This window comes from Mycobacterium sp. NGS35 (genome assembly GCF_059812855.1).
Genome location: NZ_JCALDL010000011.1, coordinates 25,340 through 44,141, shown reverse-complemented (window position 1 = coordinate 44,141; position 18,802 = coordinate 25,340). Strand labels below are relative to the sequence as shown.

18 protein-coding genes are annotated in these 18,802 nt (G+C 66.7%); 13 read left to right on the top strand and 5 right to left on the bottom strand.

All coding sequences use genetic code 11. The annotated features are described in order from the left end of the window. Positions 1-18 precede the first annotated feature (18 nt). The 7 genes from AC5Y4C_RS17050 to AC5Y4C_RS17020 all read left to right on the top strand — a co-directional run bounded on the left by AC5Y4C_RS17050 (position 19) and on the right by AC5Y4C_RS17020 (position 7,716). Entirely contained in the window at positions 19-1,299 is a 1,281-nt protein-coding gene (locus AC5Y4C_RS17050; RefSeq protein ID WP_499914615.1) for a PucR family transcriptional regulator, read from the top strand. Positions 1,300-1,455: 156 nt separating this feature from the next. Further along, entirely contained in the window at positions 1,456-2,361 is a 906-nt protein-coding gene (locus AC5Y4C_RS17045) for an ACP S-malonyltransferase (RefSeq protein WP_499963974.1), read from the top strand. A gap of 76 nt (positions 2,362-2,437) precedes the next feature. Continuing rightward, positions 2,438-2,740 (top strand): meromycolate extension acyl carrier protein AcpM, encoded by a 303-nt coding sequence (acpM, locus tag AC5Y4C_RS17040; protein WP_499912082.1) that lies wholly within the window; start codon positions 2,438-2,440, stop codon positions 2,738-2,740. Beyond that, on the top strand, positions 2,737-3,987 hold the full coding sequence (kasA, locus tag AC5Y4C_RS17035) for a 3-oxoacyl-ACP synthase KasA (RefSeq protein ID WP_499963885.1): 1,251 nt from the start codon (positions 2,737-2,739) through the stop codon (positions 3,985-3,987). The genes acpM and kasA overlap by 4 nt, the downstream gene beginning before the upstream one ends. A 27-nt stretch (positions 3,988-4,014) precedes the next feature. Continuing rightward, the gene (kasB, locus tag AC5Y4C_RS17030; RefSeq protein WP_499914613.1) at positions 4,015-5,268 is read left to right on the top strand and encodes a 3-oxoacyl-ACP synthase KasB; all 1,254 of its coding nucleotides are present in this window, start codon (positions 4,015-4,017) and stop codon (positions 5,266-5,268) included. 29 nt (positions 5,269-5,297) lie between these two features. After that, positions 5,298-6,719: an acyl-CoA carboxylase subunit beta gene (locus tag AC5Y4C_RS17025; RefSeq protein WP_499912076.1), complete on the top strand. Its 1,422-nt coding sequence runs from the start codon at positions 5,298-5,300 to the stop codon at positions 6,717-6,719. Positions 6,720-6,900: 181 nt separating this feature from the next. Continuing rightward, a complete protein-coding gene (locus AC5Y4C_RS17020; protein ID WP_499912073.1) occupies positions 6,901-7,716 on the top strand; it encodes a PDDEXK-like family protein in 816 nt (271 codons plus the stop codon). Positions 7,717-7,737: 21 nt separating this feature from the next. Here the strand turns inward: AC5Y4C_RS17020 and AC5Y4C_RS17015 are convergent, their stop codons facing one another. After that, positions 7,738-9,246 (bottom strand): glycerol-3-phosphate dehydrogenase/oxidase, encoded by a 1,509-nt coding sequence (locus tag AC5Y4C_RS17015; protein WP_499963883.1) that lies wholly within the window; start codon positions 9,244-9,246, stop codon positions 7,738-7,740. Next, complete coding sequence (locus AC5Y4C_RS17010; RefSeq protein ID WP_499912066.1) at positions 9,246-9,818, bottom strand: TetR/AcrR family transcriptional regulator; 573 nt, start codon at positions 9,816-9,818, stop codon at positions 9,246-9,248. Before AC5Y4C_RS17010 ends, AC5Y4C_RS17015 begins: the two co-directional genes overlap by 1 nt. 47 nt (positions 9,819-9,865) lie before the next feature. Here AC5Y4C_RS17010 and AC5Y4C_RS17005 point away from each other — a divergent pair, with 47 nt between their 5' ends. Together AC5Y4C_RS17005 and AC5Y4C_RS17000 are read left to right on the top strand one after the other, a co-directional pair. After that, complete coding sequence (locus tag AC5Y4C_RS17005) at positions 9,866-11,449, top strand: FAD-binding oxidoreductase (RefSeq protein ID WP_499912144.1); 1,584 nt, start codon at positions 9,866-9,868, stop codon at positions 11,447-11,449. Then, entirely contained in the window at positions 11,446-12,366 is a 921-nt protein-coding gene (locus AC5Y4C_RS17000; RefSeq protein ID WP_499912064.1) for a diacylglycerol kinase, read from the top strand. The genes AC5Y4C_RS17005 and AC5Y4C_RS17000 overlap by 4 nt, the downstream gene beginning before the upstream one ends. Positions 12,367-12,423: 57 nt before the next feature. On the opposite strand, the gene AC5Y4C_RS16995 is transcribed toward AC5Y4C_RS17000, so the two are convergent. From AC5Y4C_RS16995 to AC5Y4C_RS16985, 3 genes are all read right to left on the bottom strand, one after another. Continuing rightward, on the bottom strand, positions 12,424-12,936 hold the full coding sequence (locus AC5Y4C_RS16995; protein ID WP_499912061.1) for a DUF3145 domain-containing protein: 513 nt from the start codon (positions 12,934-12,936) through the stop codon (positions 12,424-12,426). Between the two features lie 118 nt (positions 12,937-13,054). After that, the gene (locus AC5Y4C_RS16990; RefSeq protein WP_499912059.1) at positions 13,055-13,879 is read right to left on the bottom strand and encodes a serine hydrolase domain-containing protein; all 825 of its coding nucleotides are present in this window, start codon (positions 13,877-13,879) and stop codon (positions 13,055-13,057) included. A 23-nt stretch (positions 13,880-13,902) separates the two neighbouring features. Beyond that, positions 13,903-14,925, bottom strand: a complete 1,023-nt coding sequence (locus AC5Y4C_RS16985; protein WP_499963972.1) for a class I SAM-dependent methyltransferase — start codon at positions 14,923-14,925, stop codon at positions 13,903-13,905. Between the two features lie 101 nt (positions 14,926-15,026). Here AC5Y4C_RS16985 and AC5Y4C_RS16980 point away from each other — a divergent pair, with 101 nt between their 5' ends. From AC5Y4C_RS16980 to AC5Y4C_RS16965, 4 genes are read left to right on the top strand one after another with little or no spacing between them, the layout of a single operon-like run. Then, the gene (locus tag AC5Y4C_RS16980; RefSeq protein WP_499963881.1) at positions 15,027-15,995 is read left to right on the top strand and encodes an NAD-dependent epimerase/dehydratase family protein; all 969 of its coding nucleotides are present in this window, start codon (positions 15,027-15,029) and stop codon (positions 15,993-15,995) included. A gap of 26 nt (positions 15,996-16,021) precedes the next feature. Then, positions 16,022-17,107: an S-(hydroxymethyl)mycothiol dehydrogenase gene (locus tag AC5Y4C_RS16975; protein ID WP_499912056.1), complete on the top strand. Its 1,086-nt coding sequence runs from the start codon at positions 16,022-16,024 to the stop codon at positions 17,105-17,107. After that, positions 17,104-17,727, top strand: coding sequence for an MBL fold metallo-hydrolase (locus AC5Y4C_RS16970; protein WP_499912054.1), 624 nt, complete (start codon positions 17,104-17,106; stop codon positions 17,725-17,727). Before AC5Y4C_RS16975 ends, AC5Y4C_RS16970 begins: the two co-directional genes overlap by 4 nt. Continuing rightward, the gene (locus tag AC5Y4C_RS16965) at positions 17,727-18,800 is read left to right on the top strand and encodes a class I SAM-dependent methyltransferase (protein ID WP_499963879.1); all 1,074 of its coding nucleotides are present in this window, start codon (positions 17,727-17,729) and stop codon (positions 18,798-18,800) included. Before AC5Y4C_RS16970 ends, AC5Y4C_RS16965 begins: the two co-directional genes overlap by 1 nt. Positions 18,801-18,802: the final 2 nt, after the last annotated feature.

Sequence of the window (18,802 nt, the reverse complement as noted above, 5' to 3'; positions counted from 1 at the left end):
GAAGCGTAACTTTTAGGGATGCCCGACAATGATCGGCCGGCACCGCCGAAGTCGACGCTCGAGCTGCTCGACAACGTCCCCGATTCGCTGCTCCGCAAGCTCAAGCAGTACTCCGGCCGGTTCGCCACCGAGGCGGTCGCAGCCATGCAGGAGCGGCTGCCGTTCTTCTCCGAACTCGAGGCCTCGCAGCGGGCCAGCGTGCACCTAGTGGTGCAGACCGCGGTCGTGAACTTCGTCGAGTGGATGAGTAACCCCAAGAGCAACGTCAGCTACACCGTGCAGGCGTTCGAGGTGGTGCCGCAGGACCTGACCAAGCGCATCGCCTTACGGCAAACCGTCGACATGGTCCGGGTCACCATGGAGTTCTTCGAAGAAGTGGTCCCGATGCTGGCCCGCTCCGAGGAGCAGGCGACCGCGCTGACGACCGGAATTCTGCGGTACAGCCGCGACCTGGCGTTCACCGCGGCATCCGCGTACGCCGACGCAGCCGAGGCCCGCGGCGCCTGGGACAGCCGGATGGAGGCCAACCTCGTCGACGCAGTCGTGCGCGGCGACACCGGTCCCGAGTTGCAGTCCCGGGCTGCGACGTTGAACTGGGACACCACCGCGCCGGCCACGGTCGTGGTAGGCCTGCCCAGAGCCGACCGCATCGACCTTGCCAGTGACGACGTTCGCGAGATCGCCGCACGCCATAACCGCGCCGCGCTGTCGGACGTGCATGGCACCTGGCTGATCGCAATCGTCTCAGGACCGCTGAGCGCGACGGACAAGTTCCTGCGCGAGCTCGTCGACGTCTTCGCCGACGGACCGGTAGTGATCGGACCGACGGCACCGACCTTCACCGCCGCACACACCAGCGCGACCGAGGCGATCGCCGGCATGAACGCGGTGGCCGGCTGGAGCGGTGCGCCTCGGCCGGTGCTGGCCCGCGAGCTGCTGCCGGAGCGGGCGCTGCTGGGCGACGCCTCCGCGATCGCCGTGCTCGACGCGGAGGTGATGCGGCCGCTGGCCGACGCCGGCCCCGCCCTGACCGAGACGTTGGACGCCTACCTGGACTCGGGCGGTGCCATCGAGGCCTGCGCGCGGAAACTGTTCGTTCATCCCAACACGGTGCGATATCGGCTCAAGCGGATCACCGACTTCACCGGGCGCGACCCCACCACCCCGCGCGACGCCTACGTGCTGCGGGTCGCCGCGACCGTCGGCCGGCTGGCGTCGCAGGCCACGAACCGCGGCACGGTTTATCACCCCGCTGTGGCGCATGTCACGCCGGCTCGAGGGGTGCATCGGGCGGGTTGAGGGTTGCATTTCGATTGCAATGGAGTCGCATCACATGCGGATTTGTGGAGCCTCGACAAAAACCTAAGACGAGGTTCATAATCTCTTACACCGCGTAAAACCACTTTCACAGTGTTCTCTTAATCCGTGCCTCAAAATCCGTCGGCTCACCGAACGATCGCGCTGCTGTGTCCGGGCCAGGGCTCGCAAACCCCCGGGATGCTCTCGTCGTGGCTGGGGCTGCCCGGCGCCGCGGACACCTTGGCGTCATGGTCTGAGATCAGCGGCCTGGACCTGGTCCGGCTCGGCACCATCGCGTCGGCCGAAGAGATCACCGACACCGCGGTCACCCAGCCGCTCGTCGTCGCGGCGACGCTGCTGGCCCACCGCGAACTGACCCAGCGCGGCCTGCTGGCCGACGACGAGGTGATCCTGGCCGGACACTCGGTGGGCGAGATCGCCGCCTACGCGATCGGCGGCATCATCTCCGCCGACGACGCCGTCGCGCTGGCCGCGACCCGCGGCCGCGAGATGGCCAAGGCGTGCGCGGTGGAGCCGACCGGGATGTCGGCGGTGCTCGGCGGTGCCGAGGCCGACGTGCTGGCCCGACTGGAGGACCTCGAACTGGTCCCGGCCAACCGCAACGCCGCGGGGCAGATCGTCGCCGCGGGCCGCCTCGACGCGCTGGCCAAGCTGGCCGAGAACCCGCCGGAGAAGGCCCGGGTCCGCCAGCTGGCCACGGCCGGCGCCTTCCACACCCACTTCATGGCGCCGGCTCAGCAGGCATATGCCGCGGCGGCCGCGACCATGCAAACCGCCGAGCCCACCGCCGTCGTGCTCTCCAATGCCGACGGTCAGCCGGTAGCCTCGGCACAGGACGCGATGACCAAGTTGGTCGCGCAGTTGACTCGGCCAGTGCGCTGGGACCTTTGCACCGAAACGCTGCGTCAGCGCAACATCACCGCGATCGTGGAGTTCCCGCCCGCCGGGGCGCTCACCGGTATCGCAAAACGCGAACTTCGGGGGATCGGCACGCATGCCGTCAAATCACCCGCAGACCTGGACGGGTTAGCGGCGTTATAAGCCGGCTCCTCGCCAGTACAACCGCATAACGGACGTATCACCTCTACCAGTTGCACCATCGATAGAAGGAGCCATAGTGCCTGCTACTCAGGAAGAAATCATCGCCGGTCTCGCCGAGATCATCGAAGAGGTCACCGGCATCGAGCCGTCGGAAGTCACCCCGGAGAAGTCGTTCGTCGACGACCTGGACATCGACTCGCTGTCGATGGTGGAGATCGCCGTGCAGACCGAGGACAAGTACGGCGTGAAGATCCCCGACGAGGACCTCGCCGGCCTGCGCACCGTCGGTGACGTGGTCACCTACATCCAGAAGCTCGAGGAAGAGAACCCCGAGGCTGCCGAGGCGATCCGCGCGAAGATCGAAGCGGAGCGCGCATGACAAAACCTTCCACTGCTAACGGCGGTTACCCCAGCGTTGTGGTAACCGCCGTCGAGGCGACCACATCGATCGCGGCCGACGTCGAAAGCACGTGGAAGAGTTTGTTGGCCGGTGAGAGCGGCATCCACGTGCTCGAGGACGAGTTCGTCACCAAGTGGGATCTGCCCGTCCGCATCGGCGGCCACCTCAAGGACCCGGTTGACGACCACATGGGTCGGCTTGACCTGCGGCGTATGTCCTACGTCCAGCGGATGGCCAAGCTGCTCGGCGGCAGGATTTGGGAGACCGCAGGCACCCCGGAAGTCGACCCGGATCGGTTCGCGGTCGTCATCGGCACCGGTCTGGGCGGCGGCGAGAAGATCGTCGAGACCTATGACCTGATGAACGAGGGCGGCCCCCGCAAGGTCTCGCCGCTCGCGGTTCAGATGATCATGCCGAACGGTGCGGCCGCGGTGGTCGGGCTTCAGCTCGGCGCCCGCGCGGGCGTCATCACCCCGGTGTCGGCGTGCTCGTCGGGTTCTGAGGCCATCGCACACGCGTGGCGGCAGATCGTGATGGGTGACGCGGACATTGCCGTCTGCGGCGGTGTCGAGGGCGGCATCGAGGCGCTGCCGATCGCGGCGTTTTCGATGATGCGGGCGATGTCGACCCGCAACGACGACCCGGAAGGCGCGTCGCGGCCGTTCGACAAGAACCGCGACGGGTTCGTGTTCGGTGAAGCCGGTGCACTGATGGTCATCGAGACCGAAGAGCACGCGAAGGCCCGTGGCGCCAAGCCGCTGGCCCGGCTGATGGGTGCCGGCATCACGTCGGACGCCTACCACATGGTGGCGCCCGCGCCGGACGGCGAACGCGCCGGCAAGGCGATGAAGCGGGCGATGGACCTTGCGGGCTTGTCCCCCAGCGACATCGACCACGTCAACGCCCACGCCACGGCCACCTCGATCGGCGATGTCGCCGAGGCCAACGCGATTCGGGTTGCGGGATGCCAGCACGCGCCGGTGTACGCGCCGAAGTCGGCACTCGGCCACTCCATCGGCGCGGTCGGGGCGCTGGAGTCCGTGCTGACGGTTCTGACGCTGCGTGACGGGGTCATCCCGCCGACGCTCAACTACGAAACCCCCGATCCTGAGATCGACCTGGATGTCGTTGCGGGCGAACCCCGTTACGGCGACTACCAGTACGCCATCAACAACTCGTTCGGGTTCGGTGGCCACAACGTCGCGCTCGCGTTCGGGAAGTACTGACAGCGGCGGAAGGATTCTCGGAGAGCGATGGCACGGCTGTCTACGGGCAACGGGTTCCCCAACGTGGTCGTCACCGGTATCGCGATGACGACTGCGTTGGCGACCGACGCCGAGGACACCTGGAAGAAGTTGCTGGACGGGCAAAGCGGTATTCGCAAGCTCGAGGATCCGTTCGTCGAGGAGTACGACCTGCCGGTGCGCATCGGCGGGCATCTTCTGGAGGATTTCGACCAAGAACTGACGAAGGTGGAACTGCGTCGGCTCTCGTATCTGCAGAAGATGTCCACGGTGTTGAGCCGGCGGGTGTGGGACAACGCCGGATCGCCCGAGGTGGAACCGCGGCGGCTGATGGTGTCGATCGGCACCGGGATGGGCTCCACCGAGGAGCTGGTCTTTGGCTACGACGACATGCGCGCGAAGGGAATGCGAGCGGTCTCGCCGCTCGCGGTGCAGAAGTACATGCCCAACGCCGCGGCCGCTGCGGTCGGGCTGGAGCGCAAGGCCCGCGCCGGGGTCATCACCCCGGTGTCGGCCTGCGCCTCCGGGTCCGAGGGCATCGCTCATGCGTGGCGCAACATCGCGCTCGGCGAAGCCGACGTCGCAATCTGTGGCGGCGTCGAGACGAGAATCGAGGCGGTACCGATCGCTGGCTTCGCCCAGATGCGAATCGTGTTGTCCACCACCAACGACGACCCCGCCGGGGCGTGCCGACCCTTCGACAAGGACCGCAACGGATTCGTCTTCGGCGAGGCCGGCGCGCTGATGGTGATCGAGACCGAGGAGCACGCGAAAGCTCGCGGCGCCACCATCCTCGGGCGGATCATGGGCGCGGCGATCACCTCGGACGGCTATCACATCGTGGCGCCGGACCCGAACGGTGAGCAGGCGGGATATGCGATGACGCGGGCGATCCAGCTCGCGGGTCTGCAGCCCACCGACATCGACCACGTCAACGCCCACGCGACCGGCACCTCCGTCGGCGACCTCGCGGAGTCCAAGGCCATCCGCAATGCACTGGGCAGCCACGACGCCGCGGTATACGCACCGAAGTCGGCGCTCGGCCACTCGGTGGGCGCTGTGGGGGCGGTCGAGTCGATCCTGACTGTTCTCGCGTTGCGTGACGGAGTGATCCCGCCGACGCTGAACCTGAAGAACCAGGATCCCGAGATCGACCTGGACGTGGTCCACGGTGAGCCTCGGGTCGGCGATTTCAAGTACGCGATCAACAACTCTTTCGGATTCGGCGGGCACAACGTGGCTCTCGCCTTCGGGAAGTACTGACGGTTTTTCAAACCAGCTAGGAGACACCGATGACGACCATGGCGCCTGAGGCTGTCGGCGAATCGCTCGATCCCCGGGACCCGCTGCTGCGGCTCTCCACGTTCTTCGACGACCAGAGCCTCGAGCTGCTGCACGAGCGGGATCGCTCCGGCGTGCTCGCCGCGGCCGGCACCGTCAACGGTGTCCGCACCATTGCGTTCTGCACCGACGGAACCGTGATGGGCGGCGCGATGGGTGTCGAAGGCTGCCGGCACATCGTCGACGCTTACGACCTCGCGATCGAGGAGCAGAGCCCGATCGTCGGGATCTGGCACTCCGGCGGCGCCCGGCTTGCAGAAGGTGTGAAAGCTTTGCACGCCGTCGGTTTGGTGTTCGAGGCAATGATCCGGGCGTCGGGCTACATCCCGCAGATCTCGGTGGTCGTCGGCTTCGCGGCCGGTGGCGCCGCGTACGGCCCGGCGCTGACCGACGTGATCGTGATGGCGCCGGAGAGCCGGGTCTTCGTCACCGGGCCTGACGTGGTGCGCAGTGTCACGGGCGAGGACGTCGACATGGCGTCGCTGGGCGGTCCCGACACGCACCACAAGAAGTCCGGTGTGTGCCACATCGTGGCCGACGACGAGCTCGATGCGTACGAGCGCGGGCGTCGGCTGGTCGGATTGTTCTGCCAGCAGGGCCATTTCGACCGCTCCAAAGCCGAGGCGGGCGACACCGACCTGCATGCGCTGCTGCCCGATTCGCCGCGACGCGCCTACGACGTGCACCCGATCGTGCTGGCGCTGCTCGATGACGACGCGCCGTTCGAGGAATTCCAGGCCAAGTGGGCGCCGTCGATGGTGATCGGCTTGGGCCGGCTGTCGGGCCGGACCGTCGGTGTGCTGGCGAACAATCCGCTGCGTCTCGGCGGCTGCCTGAACTCCGAAAGCGCAGAGAAGGCAGCGCGTTTCGTGCGGCTGTGCGATGCGTTCGGTATCCCGCTGATCTGCATCGTCGACGTGCCGGGTTATCTGCCGGGCGTCGACCAGGAGTGGGGCGGTGTGGTGCGCCGCGGCGCAAAGCTGTTGCACGCGTTCGGTGAATGTACGGTTCCGCGCGTCACGCTGGTGACCCGAAAGATCTACGGCGGAGCCTACATTGCGATGAATTCGCGCTCGCTGGGCGCCACCAAGGTGTTCGCGTGGCCCGACTCAGAAGTCGCGGTCATGGGCGCGAAGGCTGCCGTCGGAATCCTTCACAAGAAGAGGCTGGCCGCCGCACCCGAACACGAACGCGAGGCGCTGCATGAGCAGCTGGCCGCCGAGCACGAAAAGATCGCCGGCGGAGTGGATTCCGCGATCGAGATCGGCGTGGTGGATGCGAAGATCGACCCGGCGCACACGCGCAGCGCGCTGACTCAGGCCTTGGCGGAAGCCCCGCCGCGGCGAGGCCGGCACAAAAACATCCCGCTCTAATTTCTTCAGGGCGTCGATGTCACGCAGGAAAAACATATTCGACTTCGCAACTAAAGAATTAACGGCGACTGCCTTTTGGGCGTGGATACTCGACTCCGAGAGTTCAGATAATTCGGGATTGCGTGCTATCAATGCGGAGCTTCGGGCGAAGCTTGGAATCCCGCACGATGGGTGGCTGAGCATGATCGAGTTGGAAAGAAGCCCGGATGACCCGGGGTCTCGGCCCACCTCTGAATCTGCAGAGGAAATTTCCGATGGCCGAAAAAGGATAGATATCCTGGCCACCTATCGCCTCCCGGAAAATGGAAGTCTTCACTACATAATCGAAAACAAGGTGCGGCGAGACCCCGGCGTCTTGGCTCAGGTGACGGACTATCGCGAGCGTCTGCAGCGGTGGGTGGCTGGGCCAATCAGAGCCGCGGTCTTCACTTTTGACGACACACTTCGAAGCTCTCCATCGCCAGCAGGTCAGTCTATTGCGGTTTTCACCTTATCTGAGATGGTGGAACTTCTGGAGCGACAATCAACAGCCCATGCAGTCGTGAAAGACTACCTGGACTTCTTGAAGGACAAACGTATCAAGCTGAGCGTTTTGCCGGCGAGGGGAACCACGAGTCCTCCTGCTAACAAAGCGAAATGGTCGCTAATTGCCGCCGAACGTAAAATTGAAGCTCTCATGGATAGCTACGAGTCTGTCGCCCGCCGGCATGGCTACTCTGTGACGTATGCTGCGGTGAACTCAGTCTTTCTTACCTTGGGAAAAGGGCCGATAATTAGTGTATGGCCCTTCAAATCCGGCCCAGTGAATGGACTGTGGCTGGGAATTTCACTCACCAACCTCAATAATGACCACAACACTCATGTGGCACCGCATGACATGCCTCCCTCATTTGCCTGGAAGCTTCTTCGACAAGGCAATAACGAGTGGCGGTTCGGCTATGTCGTTGGCGAGCAGATTGAGCAAATCCTCAGAATGGTCACCGAGCGGACGGCCTAGCCTATCCAGGCAGCATTTTACTCAGAGGAATTTCTCGGCGATCGCAGCCACGCGCTCGCGGTCGGTCTGCACCAGCCCGATGCGAGTGCGCCGATCGAGGATGTCGTCGACGGTCATCGCTCCCTCGTGGGTGACCGCGTATTCGAATTCGGCTCGTGTGACGTCGATTCCGTCGGCGACAGGTTCTTGCGGCCGCTCGCAGGTGGCCGATGCGATGACGTCCGGTGCTTCAGCGCCGAAGCGGGCAACTAGTGACGCCGGCAGACCGGGAGCCACCGCACCGACGGCGCCGACGAGCGGCAGATTGCGCGTGCGGCAGGGCCCGGCGGCCAAGCCACGCGTTTGTACCGCACGGTCAAGAACGTCTTCGGCCATGTGCCGATACTCCGTGAGCTTGCCGCCGATGACGCTGAACACTCCTGAATCGGACTCGATGATCGCGTGGTCGCGGGAGATGTCAGCGGTGCGGCCCTGTCCGGTGTCGACCAACGGCCGCAGTCCGGCGTACGTACCAATCACGTCGTCACGGCCCAGGCCGGCTCGAAGGGCGGTGTTGACGGTGTCGAGCAAAAACGCGATCTCATCCGAACTGGGATGCGGCACGTCGGGAATCGGCCCCGGCGCGTCCTCGTCGGTCAGCCCGAGATACACGCGGCCCAGCTGCTCGGGCATCGCGAACACGAAGCGGTTGATCTCGCCGGGTATCGGGATAGTCAGTGCCGCAACGGGATTGCCGAATGCCGCGGCGTCGAACACCAAATGGGTTCCGCGGCTGGGCCGCAACTTGATCGACCTGTCGACGTCGCCGGCCCACACACCGGTCGCGTTGATCACCGCGCGTGCGGTCACGACGAGCGACTCCCCTGTCTGTTGGTCGGTGAGCCGCACGCAATCCCCGCTGACGTCTGACGCGGCGACGTAGGTGAGGATGCGCGCGCCGTGTTGTGCGGCGGTGCGGGCGACGGCCACCACCAGCCGCGCGTCGTCGACGAGTTGTCCGTCGTAGGCCAGCAGTCCACCGTCCAGGCCGTCACGTCGTACCGCCGGCACCAGCTCCACGGCGCGGCGGGCGTCGACCCGACGGGACCGCGGTAGCGTCGACGCCGGGGTGCCTGCCAGCCGGCGCAACGCATCACCGGCGAAAAATCCGGTACGCACCAACGCGCGGTTGGCGCGGCTCATCGACGGCAGCAGTGGGACCAGCTGCGGCATCGCGCGGACGAGATGAGGAGCGTTGCGCGTCATGAGAATTCCGCGTTCGACGGCGCTGCGCCGCGCGATCCCGACATTGCCGCTCGCCAGGTACCTCAGGCCGCCGTGGACGAGCTTGCTGCTCCACCGGCTGGTGCCGAACGCCAGGTCATGTTTTTCGACGAGCACCGTGCGCAGGCCGCGGGCGGCCGCGTCGAGTGCCACGCCGGTTCCGGTGATGCCGCCACCGATCACGACGACGTCGACCGGCGCGCCGTCGGCCAACGCGGCCAGATCGGCGGCACGGCGGGCCGCATTGAGCGCGGCGGGATGGACCATCAGGACAGGTATCCGTTCAATGAGTGGGTCAACTCACGGGCCAGCTCCCGCTCGTCGAGAATCGGCGCGACAATCTGGGCCGACTGGATCGTCGACTGGGTGATCAACAAGACCATCGCCGCGAGCTTTCGCGGATCGCCCGCTCGGACGCTGCCGTCGCGTTGTGCCGCTTCGATTTCCGCCGCGGCCGCGTCGATCAGCACCTGCTGGCTGGTGCCCAGTCGTTCGGTGATGTACACCATCGCCAATGCCGGGTCGCTGTGCAGCACCGACATGATCAGCTCGTCGCGGCGCAATCGGTCGGCCACCGCGACGATCCGCCGCACCAGCGCTTGCCTGCCGTGCCCGTGCGAGGGCACGTCGCGCCACACGCCGACGACTCGCGAGGTCAGCAGTGCCGCGAGGATCTGCCGGGTGTCGCTCCAGCGCCGGTACACGGTCGGTCGGCTGACGCCGGCACGGCGGGCGATCTCGGCCAGCGTGACGCGGTCGATGCCGTATGCGCTGACGCAGCTGGCGGCGGCATCGAGGATGCGCTCCCCGATGTCCTGGCCGTTACTGGTTGACAGCATCTGTAATACTGTAACGCATGCCAACCAACCCGGGCCTGCTGCCGCCGATGACGTGGAATGCCTGGGGCGACCCAGCAGCGGCCAAGCCGCTGTCCGACGGGATCCGCTCGCTGCTCGAGCGGGCACTCGGGGTAAGTGACGCCCAGATCGCCGGGCCCGATATCGACGATGTGCGGCTGCCGTCGTCTGCATTGACCCCCGCCGACCACCACGCATTGACTGCAATCGTCGGACCGGAGTTCGTCCTCGTCGACAACCGTGCGCGCCTGCTGCACGCGGGAGGAAAGTCGACTCTGGATCTGTTGCGGCGCAAGCAGTTCGAACAGGATGCTCCCGACGCGGTGGTGCTGCCGGGCGACGAGGACCAGATCGCCTCGATCCTGCGGCACTGCTCGGAACAGCGCATCGCCGTCGTCCCGTTCGGTGGCGGCACCAGTGTAGTCGGCGGGCTCGACCCGCTGCGGAACGGATTCGGCGCGGTGATCGCGCTCGATCTGCGTCGGCTCAACGCGTTGCACTCGCTCGACGAGGTGTCCGGCGAGGCGGTACTGGGTGCTGGATTGACCGGACCAGACGCCGAGCGCCTGCTCAGTGAGCGCGGATTTTCGCTGGGGCACTATCCGCAGAGCTTCGAGTTCGCGACGATCGGCGGCTTCGCAGCCACCCGCTCGTCGGGGCAAGACTCGGCCGGCTACGGCCGATTCAACGACATGGTCCGCGGCGTCCGCGCAGTCACGCCAGCCGGGACACTCGACGTCGGGCGCGCACCCGAGTCGGCGGCGGGACCGGATCTGCGGCATCTGCTGATCGGCTCGGAAGGCGTGTTCGGGGTGATCACCCGGGTACGGGTTCGGGTGCATCGCATACCCGAGTGCACTCGCTACGAAGCGTGGTCGTTCCCCGACTTCGCCGCCGGCACAGAGGCTTTGCGCGCCGTCACGCAGATCGGCACCGGCCCGACCGTCATCCGGCTGTCGGACGAAGCCGAGACGGGCGTCAACCTCGCGACCACCGACAGCATCGGCGAAGCGACCATCACCGGGGGCTGCCTTGCCATCACCCTGTTCGAGGGCACCGCCGCACATGCCGAAAGCCGCCACGCGGAAACCCGCGCGGTGCTGTTGGAGCACGGCGCGACGTCCTTGGGTGAAGCGCCCGCACGAGCCTGGGAACACGGCCGATTCAGCGCACCGTACCTTCGCGACTCGCTGTTGGCGGCCGGCGCCCTGTGCGAGACGCTCGAGACAGCAACCACATGGTCGAACATCGGAAACGTGAAAGAGGGTGTGACACAGGCACTTACCTCATCGCTGGACGCATCTGGTACGCCGGCCCTTGTGCTGTGCCACATCTCGCACGTCTACCCCACCGGGGCGTCGCTGTACTTCACGGTGGTGGCCGGCCAGCGCGGCGATCCGATCGAACAGTGGCGTGCGGCGAAGGCAGCCGCGACCGACGCAATGGTGGCCGCCGGGGCGACGATCACCCACCACCACGCGGTCGGGGCTGACCATCGGCCGTGGATGCGCGACGAGATCGGCGACCTCGGCGTCGAGGTGTTGCGGGCCGTCAAGGCAACCCTTGACCCGACCGGAATCCTCAACCCGGGCAAGCTGATTCCGCCCTCATGACGCAGCGCGAGATCAGCCGCGTCACGCTGCTGACCAATCCCGCGTCGGGGCACGGCAATGCGCCGCACGCGGCCGAACGGGCGGTGGCACACCTGCAGAAGCGCGGTGTCGACGTGGTCGGGATCGTGGGGCGGGATGCCACCCACGCCCGTCGGCTCATCGACGAAGCGTTGACGGCTGGAACCGACGCGCTGGTGATCGTCGGCGGCGACGGCGTGATCTCGCTTGCGCTGCAAGCCTTGGCACGCCGCGACATTCCGCTCGGCATCATCCCGGCCGGAACGGGCAACGACCACGCCCGCGAATACCGCCTTCCCACAAAGAATCCCGAAGCTGCCGCGGATGTGGTGGCCGACGGGTGGGTGGACACCGTCGACCTCGGGCTGATCCGTGGCCGCGACGGTACGGAGAAATGGTTCGGCACCGTGATGGCCGCCGGGTTCGATTCGCTGGTGAGCGACCGGACCAACCGAATGCGCTGGCCGCACGGACGGATGCGCTACAACCTCGCGATGGTTGCAGAGCTTTCGAAGCTGCGGCTGTTGCCGTTTCGGCTCGTGCTCGACGGCGAGCGAGAGATCGTCGCGGACCTGACGCTCGCCGCGTTCGGCAACACGAAGAGCTACGGCGGCGGAATGCGGATCTGTCCCAACGCCGATCCCGCCGACGGCCTGCTCGACATCACGATGGTGCATACGGCGTCGCGCGCGAAGCTGGTCCGGCTGTTCCCGACGGTCTTCAAGGGCACGCACATCCACCTCGATGACGTGACCACCGATCGGGCCTCCACGGTCACCGTCGAGTGCCCGGAGATCAACGCCTACGCCGACGGCGACTTCGCGATGCCGCTTCCGGTAGAAGTGTCAGCGGTCAGCGGCGCGCTGAAGATCTGTGTGCCGCAACCCGAGCGAACGTGAGCTGGTTGCGAAGAACAGTCGCGAATTTCGCAGTGCGCTCACGCTCGGCGAACCGGCCTACCCCACGCCGCGGGAGAGCCAACTGACTTCGGCGCCGTGGCCGCCGTCGCGGTAGGGCTCGAGCGCCTCGTCCCACGCGGTGCCCAGCACAGAGTCGAGCTCGGCCAGCAGTGTGTCGGCGCCGGCGGCCATCAGTGCGCGCAGCCGCATCTCGCCGACGATGATGTCGCCATTGGCGCTCATCGCCCCGCTCCACATGCCCAGCTGCGGCGTGTGGCTGAACCGCTGACCGTCCACGCCGGGGCTGGGATCCTCGGTGACCTCGAACCGCAGCACCGGCCACGCCCGCAGCGCATGCGCCAGCCGAGCGCCGGTGCCCACCGGCCCCACCCAATTCGTCACCGCGCGAAGCTGCCCCGGCATCGCCGGCTGAGGCGTCCACTTCAGGTTCGCGCGGGATTCCAGGGTCGACGACAACGCCCACTCGACGTGCGGGCACACCGCCGCGGGTGAGGCGTGGATGTACACCACGCCCGTCGTCGCGTCGGCGAACTGGTTCGACGCACGCATGCTCAGCTCCTTCGGCTCCACGAGGGACGTCTTCCCCAACGACCTGGTGTAACCGGTGAGCTTGAGTCGTGCGTGCTTATTGTGCCTTGTGTGACACCTGTTGCGCTAGTGTGCCGCGCTAGCCGTTACCAAACTCGGCCAGCACCACGTCGGACAGCTCCGGCCAGCGCGAGCGCGCCCAGTCGTCGAAGCCACGGTCGGTGAGCACCACCAGCGCGAGGTCAGCCGCCGGATCGACCCATAGGAACGTGCCGGTCTGACCGAAGTGTCCATAGGTGCGCGGCGAGTTCGACGAGCCGGTCCAGTGCGGCGACTTGTCGTCCCTGATCTCGAAACCCAGGCCCCAGTCGTTGGGCCGCTGCACACCGAATCCGGGCAAGACGCCGTCGAGACCGGGAAACTGCACGGTGGTTGCCTGCTCGTGGGTCTCGGCGGCCACGAGCACCGGCCGCAGCAGGTCACCGGCGAACCGCGCCAAGTCGGCCGCGGTCGAGGTGCAGCCGTAGCCGGCCGCCTCGGCGCCTCCGTCGAGCCGGCTGTGGTCCATGGCCAACGGCTCGAACACCGCGTCGTGCAGGTAACGGCCGAACTCGATGCCCGACTTGTCCTGCACCGCTTCGGCCAACACCTGGAAGCCGTAGTTGGAGTAGACCCGGCGCTGCCCCGGCTCATTGATCCGCTCGTCAGAGCGCATCGACAAGCCGGACGCGTGGGCCAGCAGGTGGCGCACCGTCGAACCGGGGGGCCCCGCCGCGGTGTCCAGATCCAGTACACCCTCCTCCACCGCAATATGTACCGCGCGCGCCACCAACGGCTTGGTCACCGAAGCCAGCGCGAACTCGTGATCCTGGTCGCCGAATTCGGCCAGCACGCCGGAGGGATCGACGACGGCCGCGGCCGCGTGGTCGACGGGCCAGTCCGCGATTGCGTCGAGAGCTGACATTTGTTGCAGCTTAGTGGCGGCGGTCAGCCGCCTTTGGCGGCCACGTAGTAGTAGTTGATCGGATCGGTTTCGACTTCCTGCACCACCACGTCTTCGAAGCCCGCGTCGGCAAGCATCGACAACGCAAGCTGGCGGCCCCACGCCGTGCCGAGCCCGGCGCCGTCGAATGCCAACGACACACTCATGCAGTGCATGGTCGACACGGTGTAGAGATACGTGGCCAGTGGCACATCCACGTTGTCTTCGAGCCGGCTGGACGCCTTGACGTCGACCATCAGGAAAACGCCGCCGGGACGTAACGCCTGATAGATGTTGGCCAGGACGCGATCCGGATGCGCCTGGTCGTGGATCGCGTCGAACGCGGTGACGACGTCGTAGGCCTCGACGACGTTCATGTCGGCCACGTCGTGCCGCTCGAATGCCACATTGCTCAGGCCCAGTCGGCGCGCTTCGTCGGCACCGACGGCCAGGCTTTCTTCGGAGAAATCGATGCCGGTGAATCGGCTCGCGGCAAACGCCCGGCCCATGACATTCACGGCATGTCCACTGCCGCAACCGAAGTCGGCCACGTCGGCACCGGCTTGCAGGCGCTGGGGCAGGCCTTCGGCCAGCGGCAGGATCACGTCGACCAGTGCGGCGTCGAACACCTCGCCGCTCTGCTCGGCCATCACCGAGTGAAACCGCGGATATTCGGTGTACGGCAGCCCACCCCCGGCTCGGAAGCAGCCGATGATTTTCTGCTCCACCTCACCGAGCAGGGGGATGAACTGCGCGACCCGCGCAAGGTTGTCCGGACCGGCGCGACGGGTGAGCACTGCTGCGCGCTCGGGCGGCAGAACGTAGGTCCCGGCGTTCGGCTCGTAGTCCACCACCCGTCCGGTGGTCATGCCGCCCAACCATTCCCGCACATACCGCTCGTTGAGCCCGGCGGCGTCGGCAATTTTCGAACTCGTCGACGGGCCAAGTTCGGCCATCGTGTCCAGCAGTCCGGTTTGGTGGCCGATGGATAGCAGGAGGGCCAGACTCGCGCTGTCGATCGCACCCATCGTGCGTGCGGCGAACTCTTCTGTGGTTTCGACTGTGCTCACGGTGTGAAACCTACGTCAGCGCTTGCCGCCAAAGGCTGCATACGAGGAGGCCGATCCGAATGTCCGACAGCGGACTGCGTGTGCTTGTTCTGGGCGGTACGGGCCTCATCGGCTATCACGCCGTACGGCGACTCTGCGAACGCGGCCACACGGTCTCGGTGCTTGCCCTCGACATGCCGGCCGAGGGGCTGCTGCCCGACGGTGTCGAGGTCAAGTTGGCTGACCTGGACGCCTGCAGCGACGAGGAACTGCGTCCGGCGTTCGCCGGCTGCGACGCGGTGGTGTTCGCACTCGGCAAGGACGACCGCGTGGTGCCGCCGCGGCCGGCGTACGAATTCTTCCGCCAAGCCAACGTGGAGCCGACGGTGCGAGTTGTGCGGCTGGCCAAGGAGGCCGGTGCTGACCGAGCGCTGGTGTGCAGTTCCTACTTCGCGTATTTCGACAGAATCTGGCCGGATCTGGAACTGGCTCGACACCACCCCTACATTCGGGTGCGCCGCGAGCAAGAGGAAGCCGCTCTCGCGGCGGCGGGTGACGATATGGCGTTGACGGCGCTCGAAATTCCCTACCTGTTCGGGACGATTCCCGGCCGCGAGCCACTCTGGGGGCCACTGGTGAAATACGCTCGCTCGCCGCTGCCGTTGCTCAGCGCGAACGGCGGCACCAACGCGGTCGCGATCAAGCACGTCGCCGACGCGATCGTCGGAGCCCTCGAGCGTCGCTTTCACGGTCCCGCGCTCGTCGGCGACGAAAACCTGTCCTGGAGCCAACTACTGGAGCGCATCGCGGCGGTGCTCGGCCGGCCGCGGGAAGCCCGCGTGGTACCGGATACGTTGGTGCGCAGCGGCCTCTTCCCGCTGCACATGTGGCACACGCTGCAACGACGCGAGGGCGGATTGCATCTGCCCGACTTCGCGCTGGCCCTGACCCGCGGCTTCTATTTCGATCCGGCGCCATATCGCACCGCGCTCGGCTACGGATCCGGCGGCCTGGACGAGGCGATCGCCGAAACCGTCGGAAAGCTCTGAGCGCAAGCTTTAGTAGGTTTGCGCTCATGACTCAAACCGTGCGCGGCGTGATTTCGCGGAAGAAGGGCGAACCGGTCGAAGTCGTCGACGTCGTGGTGCCCGACCCCGGCCCCGGCGAGGTGATCGTCGACGTCGCGGCGTGCGGGGTGTGCCACACCGACCTGACCTACCGCGAAGGCGGCATCAACGACGAATTCCCGTTCCTGCTCGGCCACGAAGCCGCCGGCACCGTCGAGGCCGTCGGCGAGGGAGTCACCCACGTCACGCCCGGCGACTTCGTGATCCTGAACTGGCGCGCCGTGTGCGGCCAGTGCCGGGCCTGCAAGCGCGGTCGGCCCCACCTGTGCTTCACCACTCACAATGCCGCGCAGAAGATGACCCTGACCGACGGCACGGAGCTGACGCCGGCGTTGGGCATCGGCGCGTTCGTCGACAAGACGCTGGTGCACGAGGGCCAGTGCACCAAGGTCGACCCGGCCGCAGATCCCGCCGTGGCGGGGCTGCTCGGCTGCGGCGTCATGGCGGGGCTCGGCGCGGCCATCAACACCGGCAATGTCAACCGCGACGACACGGTTACGGTGATCGGCTGCGGCGGCGTGGGCGACGCGGCGATCGCCGGTGCCCGGCTGGTCGGTGCGCGCAAGATCATCGCCGTGGACACCGATGACCGAAAGCTCCAGTGGGCCAAGGAGTTCGGTGCCACCGACACCATCAACGCGCGCGACACCGACGTCGTCGAAGCCATCCAGGAGCTCACCGACGGCTTCGGCTCCGACGTGGTGATCGACGCGGTGGGCCGTCCGGAAACCTGGAGGCAGGCGTTCTACGCGCGTGACCTGGCCGGCACCGTGGTGCTGGTCGGCGTGCCGACCCCGGACATGCGCATCGACATGCCGCTGCTGGACTTCTTCTCGCGTGGCGGGTCTTTGAAGTCGTCGTGGTATGGCGACTGTCTGCCCGAGCGCGACTTCCCCACGCTCACAAGCCTTTACCTGCAGGGCAGACTGCCGCTGGACAAGTTCGTCACCGAACGCATCGGCATCGGCGACGTCGAGGCGGCATTCGAGAAGATGCACCACGGTGAGGTGCTGCGCTCGGTGGTGATTTTGTGACCGGCATCGACCGCGTGGTCACCCACGGCACCTTCGAACTCGACGGCGGCAGTTGGGAAGTCGACAACAACATCTGGCTCGTCGGCGATGGCGACGACGTCGTGGTGATCGACGCCGCCCATGACGCGGCGCCCATCATCGACGCGGTCGGCGGCCGCAACGTGGTGGCGGTGCTGTGCACGCATGGCCACAACGACCACGTGACCGTCGCACCTCAGCTCGGTGAAGCGCTCGACGCGCCGGTGCTCTTGCATCCTGCCGACGAGGTGCTGTGGCGAATGACTCATCCGGACAAGCCTTTTCGGCCCTTCGAGGACGGCACCGTCCTGACCGTCGGCGGCACCGAGTTGCGCGCGATCCACACTCCTGGCCACTCTCCCGGCTCGACGTGCCTGCACGCACCCGAATTGAGTGCGGTGTTCAGCGGTGACACGCTTTTCCAGGGCGGTCCGGGCGCGACGGGTCGCTCCTACTCCGACTTCCCGACGATCCTCGCGTCGATCTCGGAGAAGCTTGGCAAGTTGCCCGGCGACACCGTCGTCTACACCGGGCACGGCGACACCACGACGATCGCTGGAGAGCTGGTGCATTACGACGAATGGGTGGCCCGGGGACACTGATGACAGGCGGCCGCCTCGTCCGCCCGGCGCCATTGGAGGCCGGCGGCATGTTCCGAGGCAGCTCGCGGGTACAGCCTGTGTCGCTGCCCGCGGTCGAACTGCTGCAACGGGCGGCCCGAGACGTCGAGCTGCCGCAAACTCCGAACACGATCGTGATCGCCGACTATGGCGCCAGCGCAGGACACAATTCGTTGCTGCCGATCGGGGCGGCGATATCGATCCTTCGCACCCGCGCCGAGGCGGGCCGCGCGATCGTCGTCTTCCACGCCGACCTTGCCGAAAACGACTACACGGGACTGTTCGAGACGCTGGCCTCCGATCCGCAGACCTATCTGCGTGACGACCCGGCGACGTTCGCATCGGCGATCGGCCGTTCGGTGTACGAGCAGGTGGCGCCCACCAGCACGGTAACGCTGGGCTGGAGCTCGTGGGCCGTGCACTGGCTCAGCCGCGTGCCGGCCGGGATTCCCGACCACATCCACGTCGAGTTGAGTTGCGACGCGGGGGCCAGGACGGCCTACGCCAGACAAGCGGCCGACGACTGGATCGCCTTCCTGACCGCCCGAAGCCGCGAACTGGTGCCCGGTGGCCGGGTGGTGGTGCTGACCATGGCGGCCGACGACGGCGACGCCGGCTACCAGCCGCTGCTCGAAGCACTCGCGGCTGAGCTGACCGACATGACGGCTGAGGGTGTGGTCAGCAGCGACGAAGTGCGGCGGATGGCTATCCCGTCGGTCGGCCGCAGTGAGGCGGAGCTGACGGCGCCGTTCGCGCCGAAGAACCGCTTCGCCGGCCTGACGCTGGAGCACGTGGAGGTGTTCGACGCCGAGGACCAGTACTGGACCAAGTTCGAAAAAGACCACAGCGCAACCTCTTTCGCGACGAACTGGACGGCCTTCGTCAAGGCCTCGGTGTTCCCGACATTGCTCACCGCCCTCGACGACAGCTCGCGCGCCGGACAAGTCACCGAGCGGTTGCAGGCCGGTCTGCGGGAGCGCATCGCCGCCGACCCGAAGCGGGTTCGGATTCCGCTCGCCAAGATGTCGCTGTTGAAGAGCAGCTGGCCCCGCTGACC

Bases quoted from the DNA above. Each gene is read 5' to 3' on its own strand.
- AC5Y4C_RS17050 (WP_499914615.1), top strand. From the start codon at position 19: ATGCCCGACAATGATCGGCCGGCACCGCCGAAGTCGACGCTCGAGCTG.
- kasA (WP_499963885.1), top strand. From the start codon at position 2,737: ATGACAAAACCTTCCACTGCTAACGGCGGTTACCCCAGCGTTGTGGTA.
- kasB (WP_499914613.1), top strand. From the start codon at position 4,015: ATGGCACGGCTGTCTACGGGCAACGGGTTCCCCAACGTGGTCGTCACC.
- AC5Y4C_RS17025 (WP_499912076.1), top strand. From the start codon at position 5,298: ATGACGACCATGGCGCCTGAGGCTGTCGGCGAATCGCTCGATCCCCGG.
- AC5Y4C_RS17020 (WP_499912073.1), top strand. From the start codon at position 6,901: ATGATCGAGTTGGAAAGAAGCCCGGATGACCCGGGGTCTCGGCCCACC.
- AC5Y4C_RS17015 (WP_499963883.1), bottom strand. From the start codon at position 9,246: ATGGTCCATCCCGCCGCGCTCAATGCGGCCCGCCGTGCCGCCGATCTG.
- AC5Y4C_RS17010 (WP_499912066.1), bottom strand. From the start codon at position 9,818: ATGCTGTCAACCAGTAACGGCCAGGACATCGGGGAGCGCATCCTCGAT.
- AC5Y4C_RS17005 (WP_499912144.1), top strand. From the start codon at position 9,866: ATGACGTGGAATGCCTGGGGCGACCCAGCAGCGGCCAAGCCGCTGTCC.
- AC5Y4C_RS17000 (WP_499912064.1), top strand. From the start codon at position 11,446: ATGACGCAGCGCGAGATCAGCCGCGTCACGCTGCTGACCAATCCCGCG.
- AC5Y4C_RS16995 (WP_499912061.1), bottom strand. From the start codon at position 12,936: ATGCGTGCGTCGAACCAGTTCGCCGACGCGACGACGGGCGTGGTGTAC.
- AC5Y4C_RS16990 (WP_499912059.1), bottom strand. From the start codon at position 13,879: ATGTCAGCTCTCGACGCAATCGCGGACTGGCCCGTCGACCACGCGGCC.
- AC5Y4C_RS16985 (WP_499963972.1), bottom strand. From the start codon at position 14,925: ATGGGTGCGATCGACAGCGCGAGTCTGGCCCTCCTGCTATCCATCGGC.
- AC5Y4C_RS16980 (WP_499963881.1), top strand. From the start codon at position 15,027: ATGTCCGACAGCGGACTGCGTGTGCTTGTTCTGGGCGGTACGGGCCTC.
- AC5Y4C_RS16975 (WP_499912056.1), top strand. From the start codon at position 16,022: ATGACTCAAACCGTGCGCGGCGTGATTTCGCGGAAGAAGGGCGAACCG.
- AC5Y4C_RS16965 (WP_499963879.1), top strand. From the start codon at position 17,727: ATGACAGGCGGCCGCCTCGTCCGCCCGGCGCCATTGGAGGCCGGCGGC.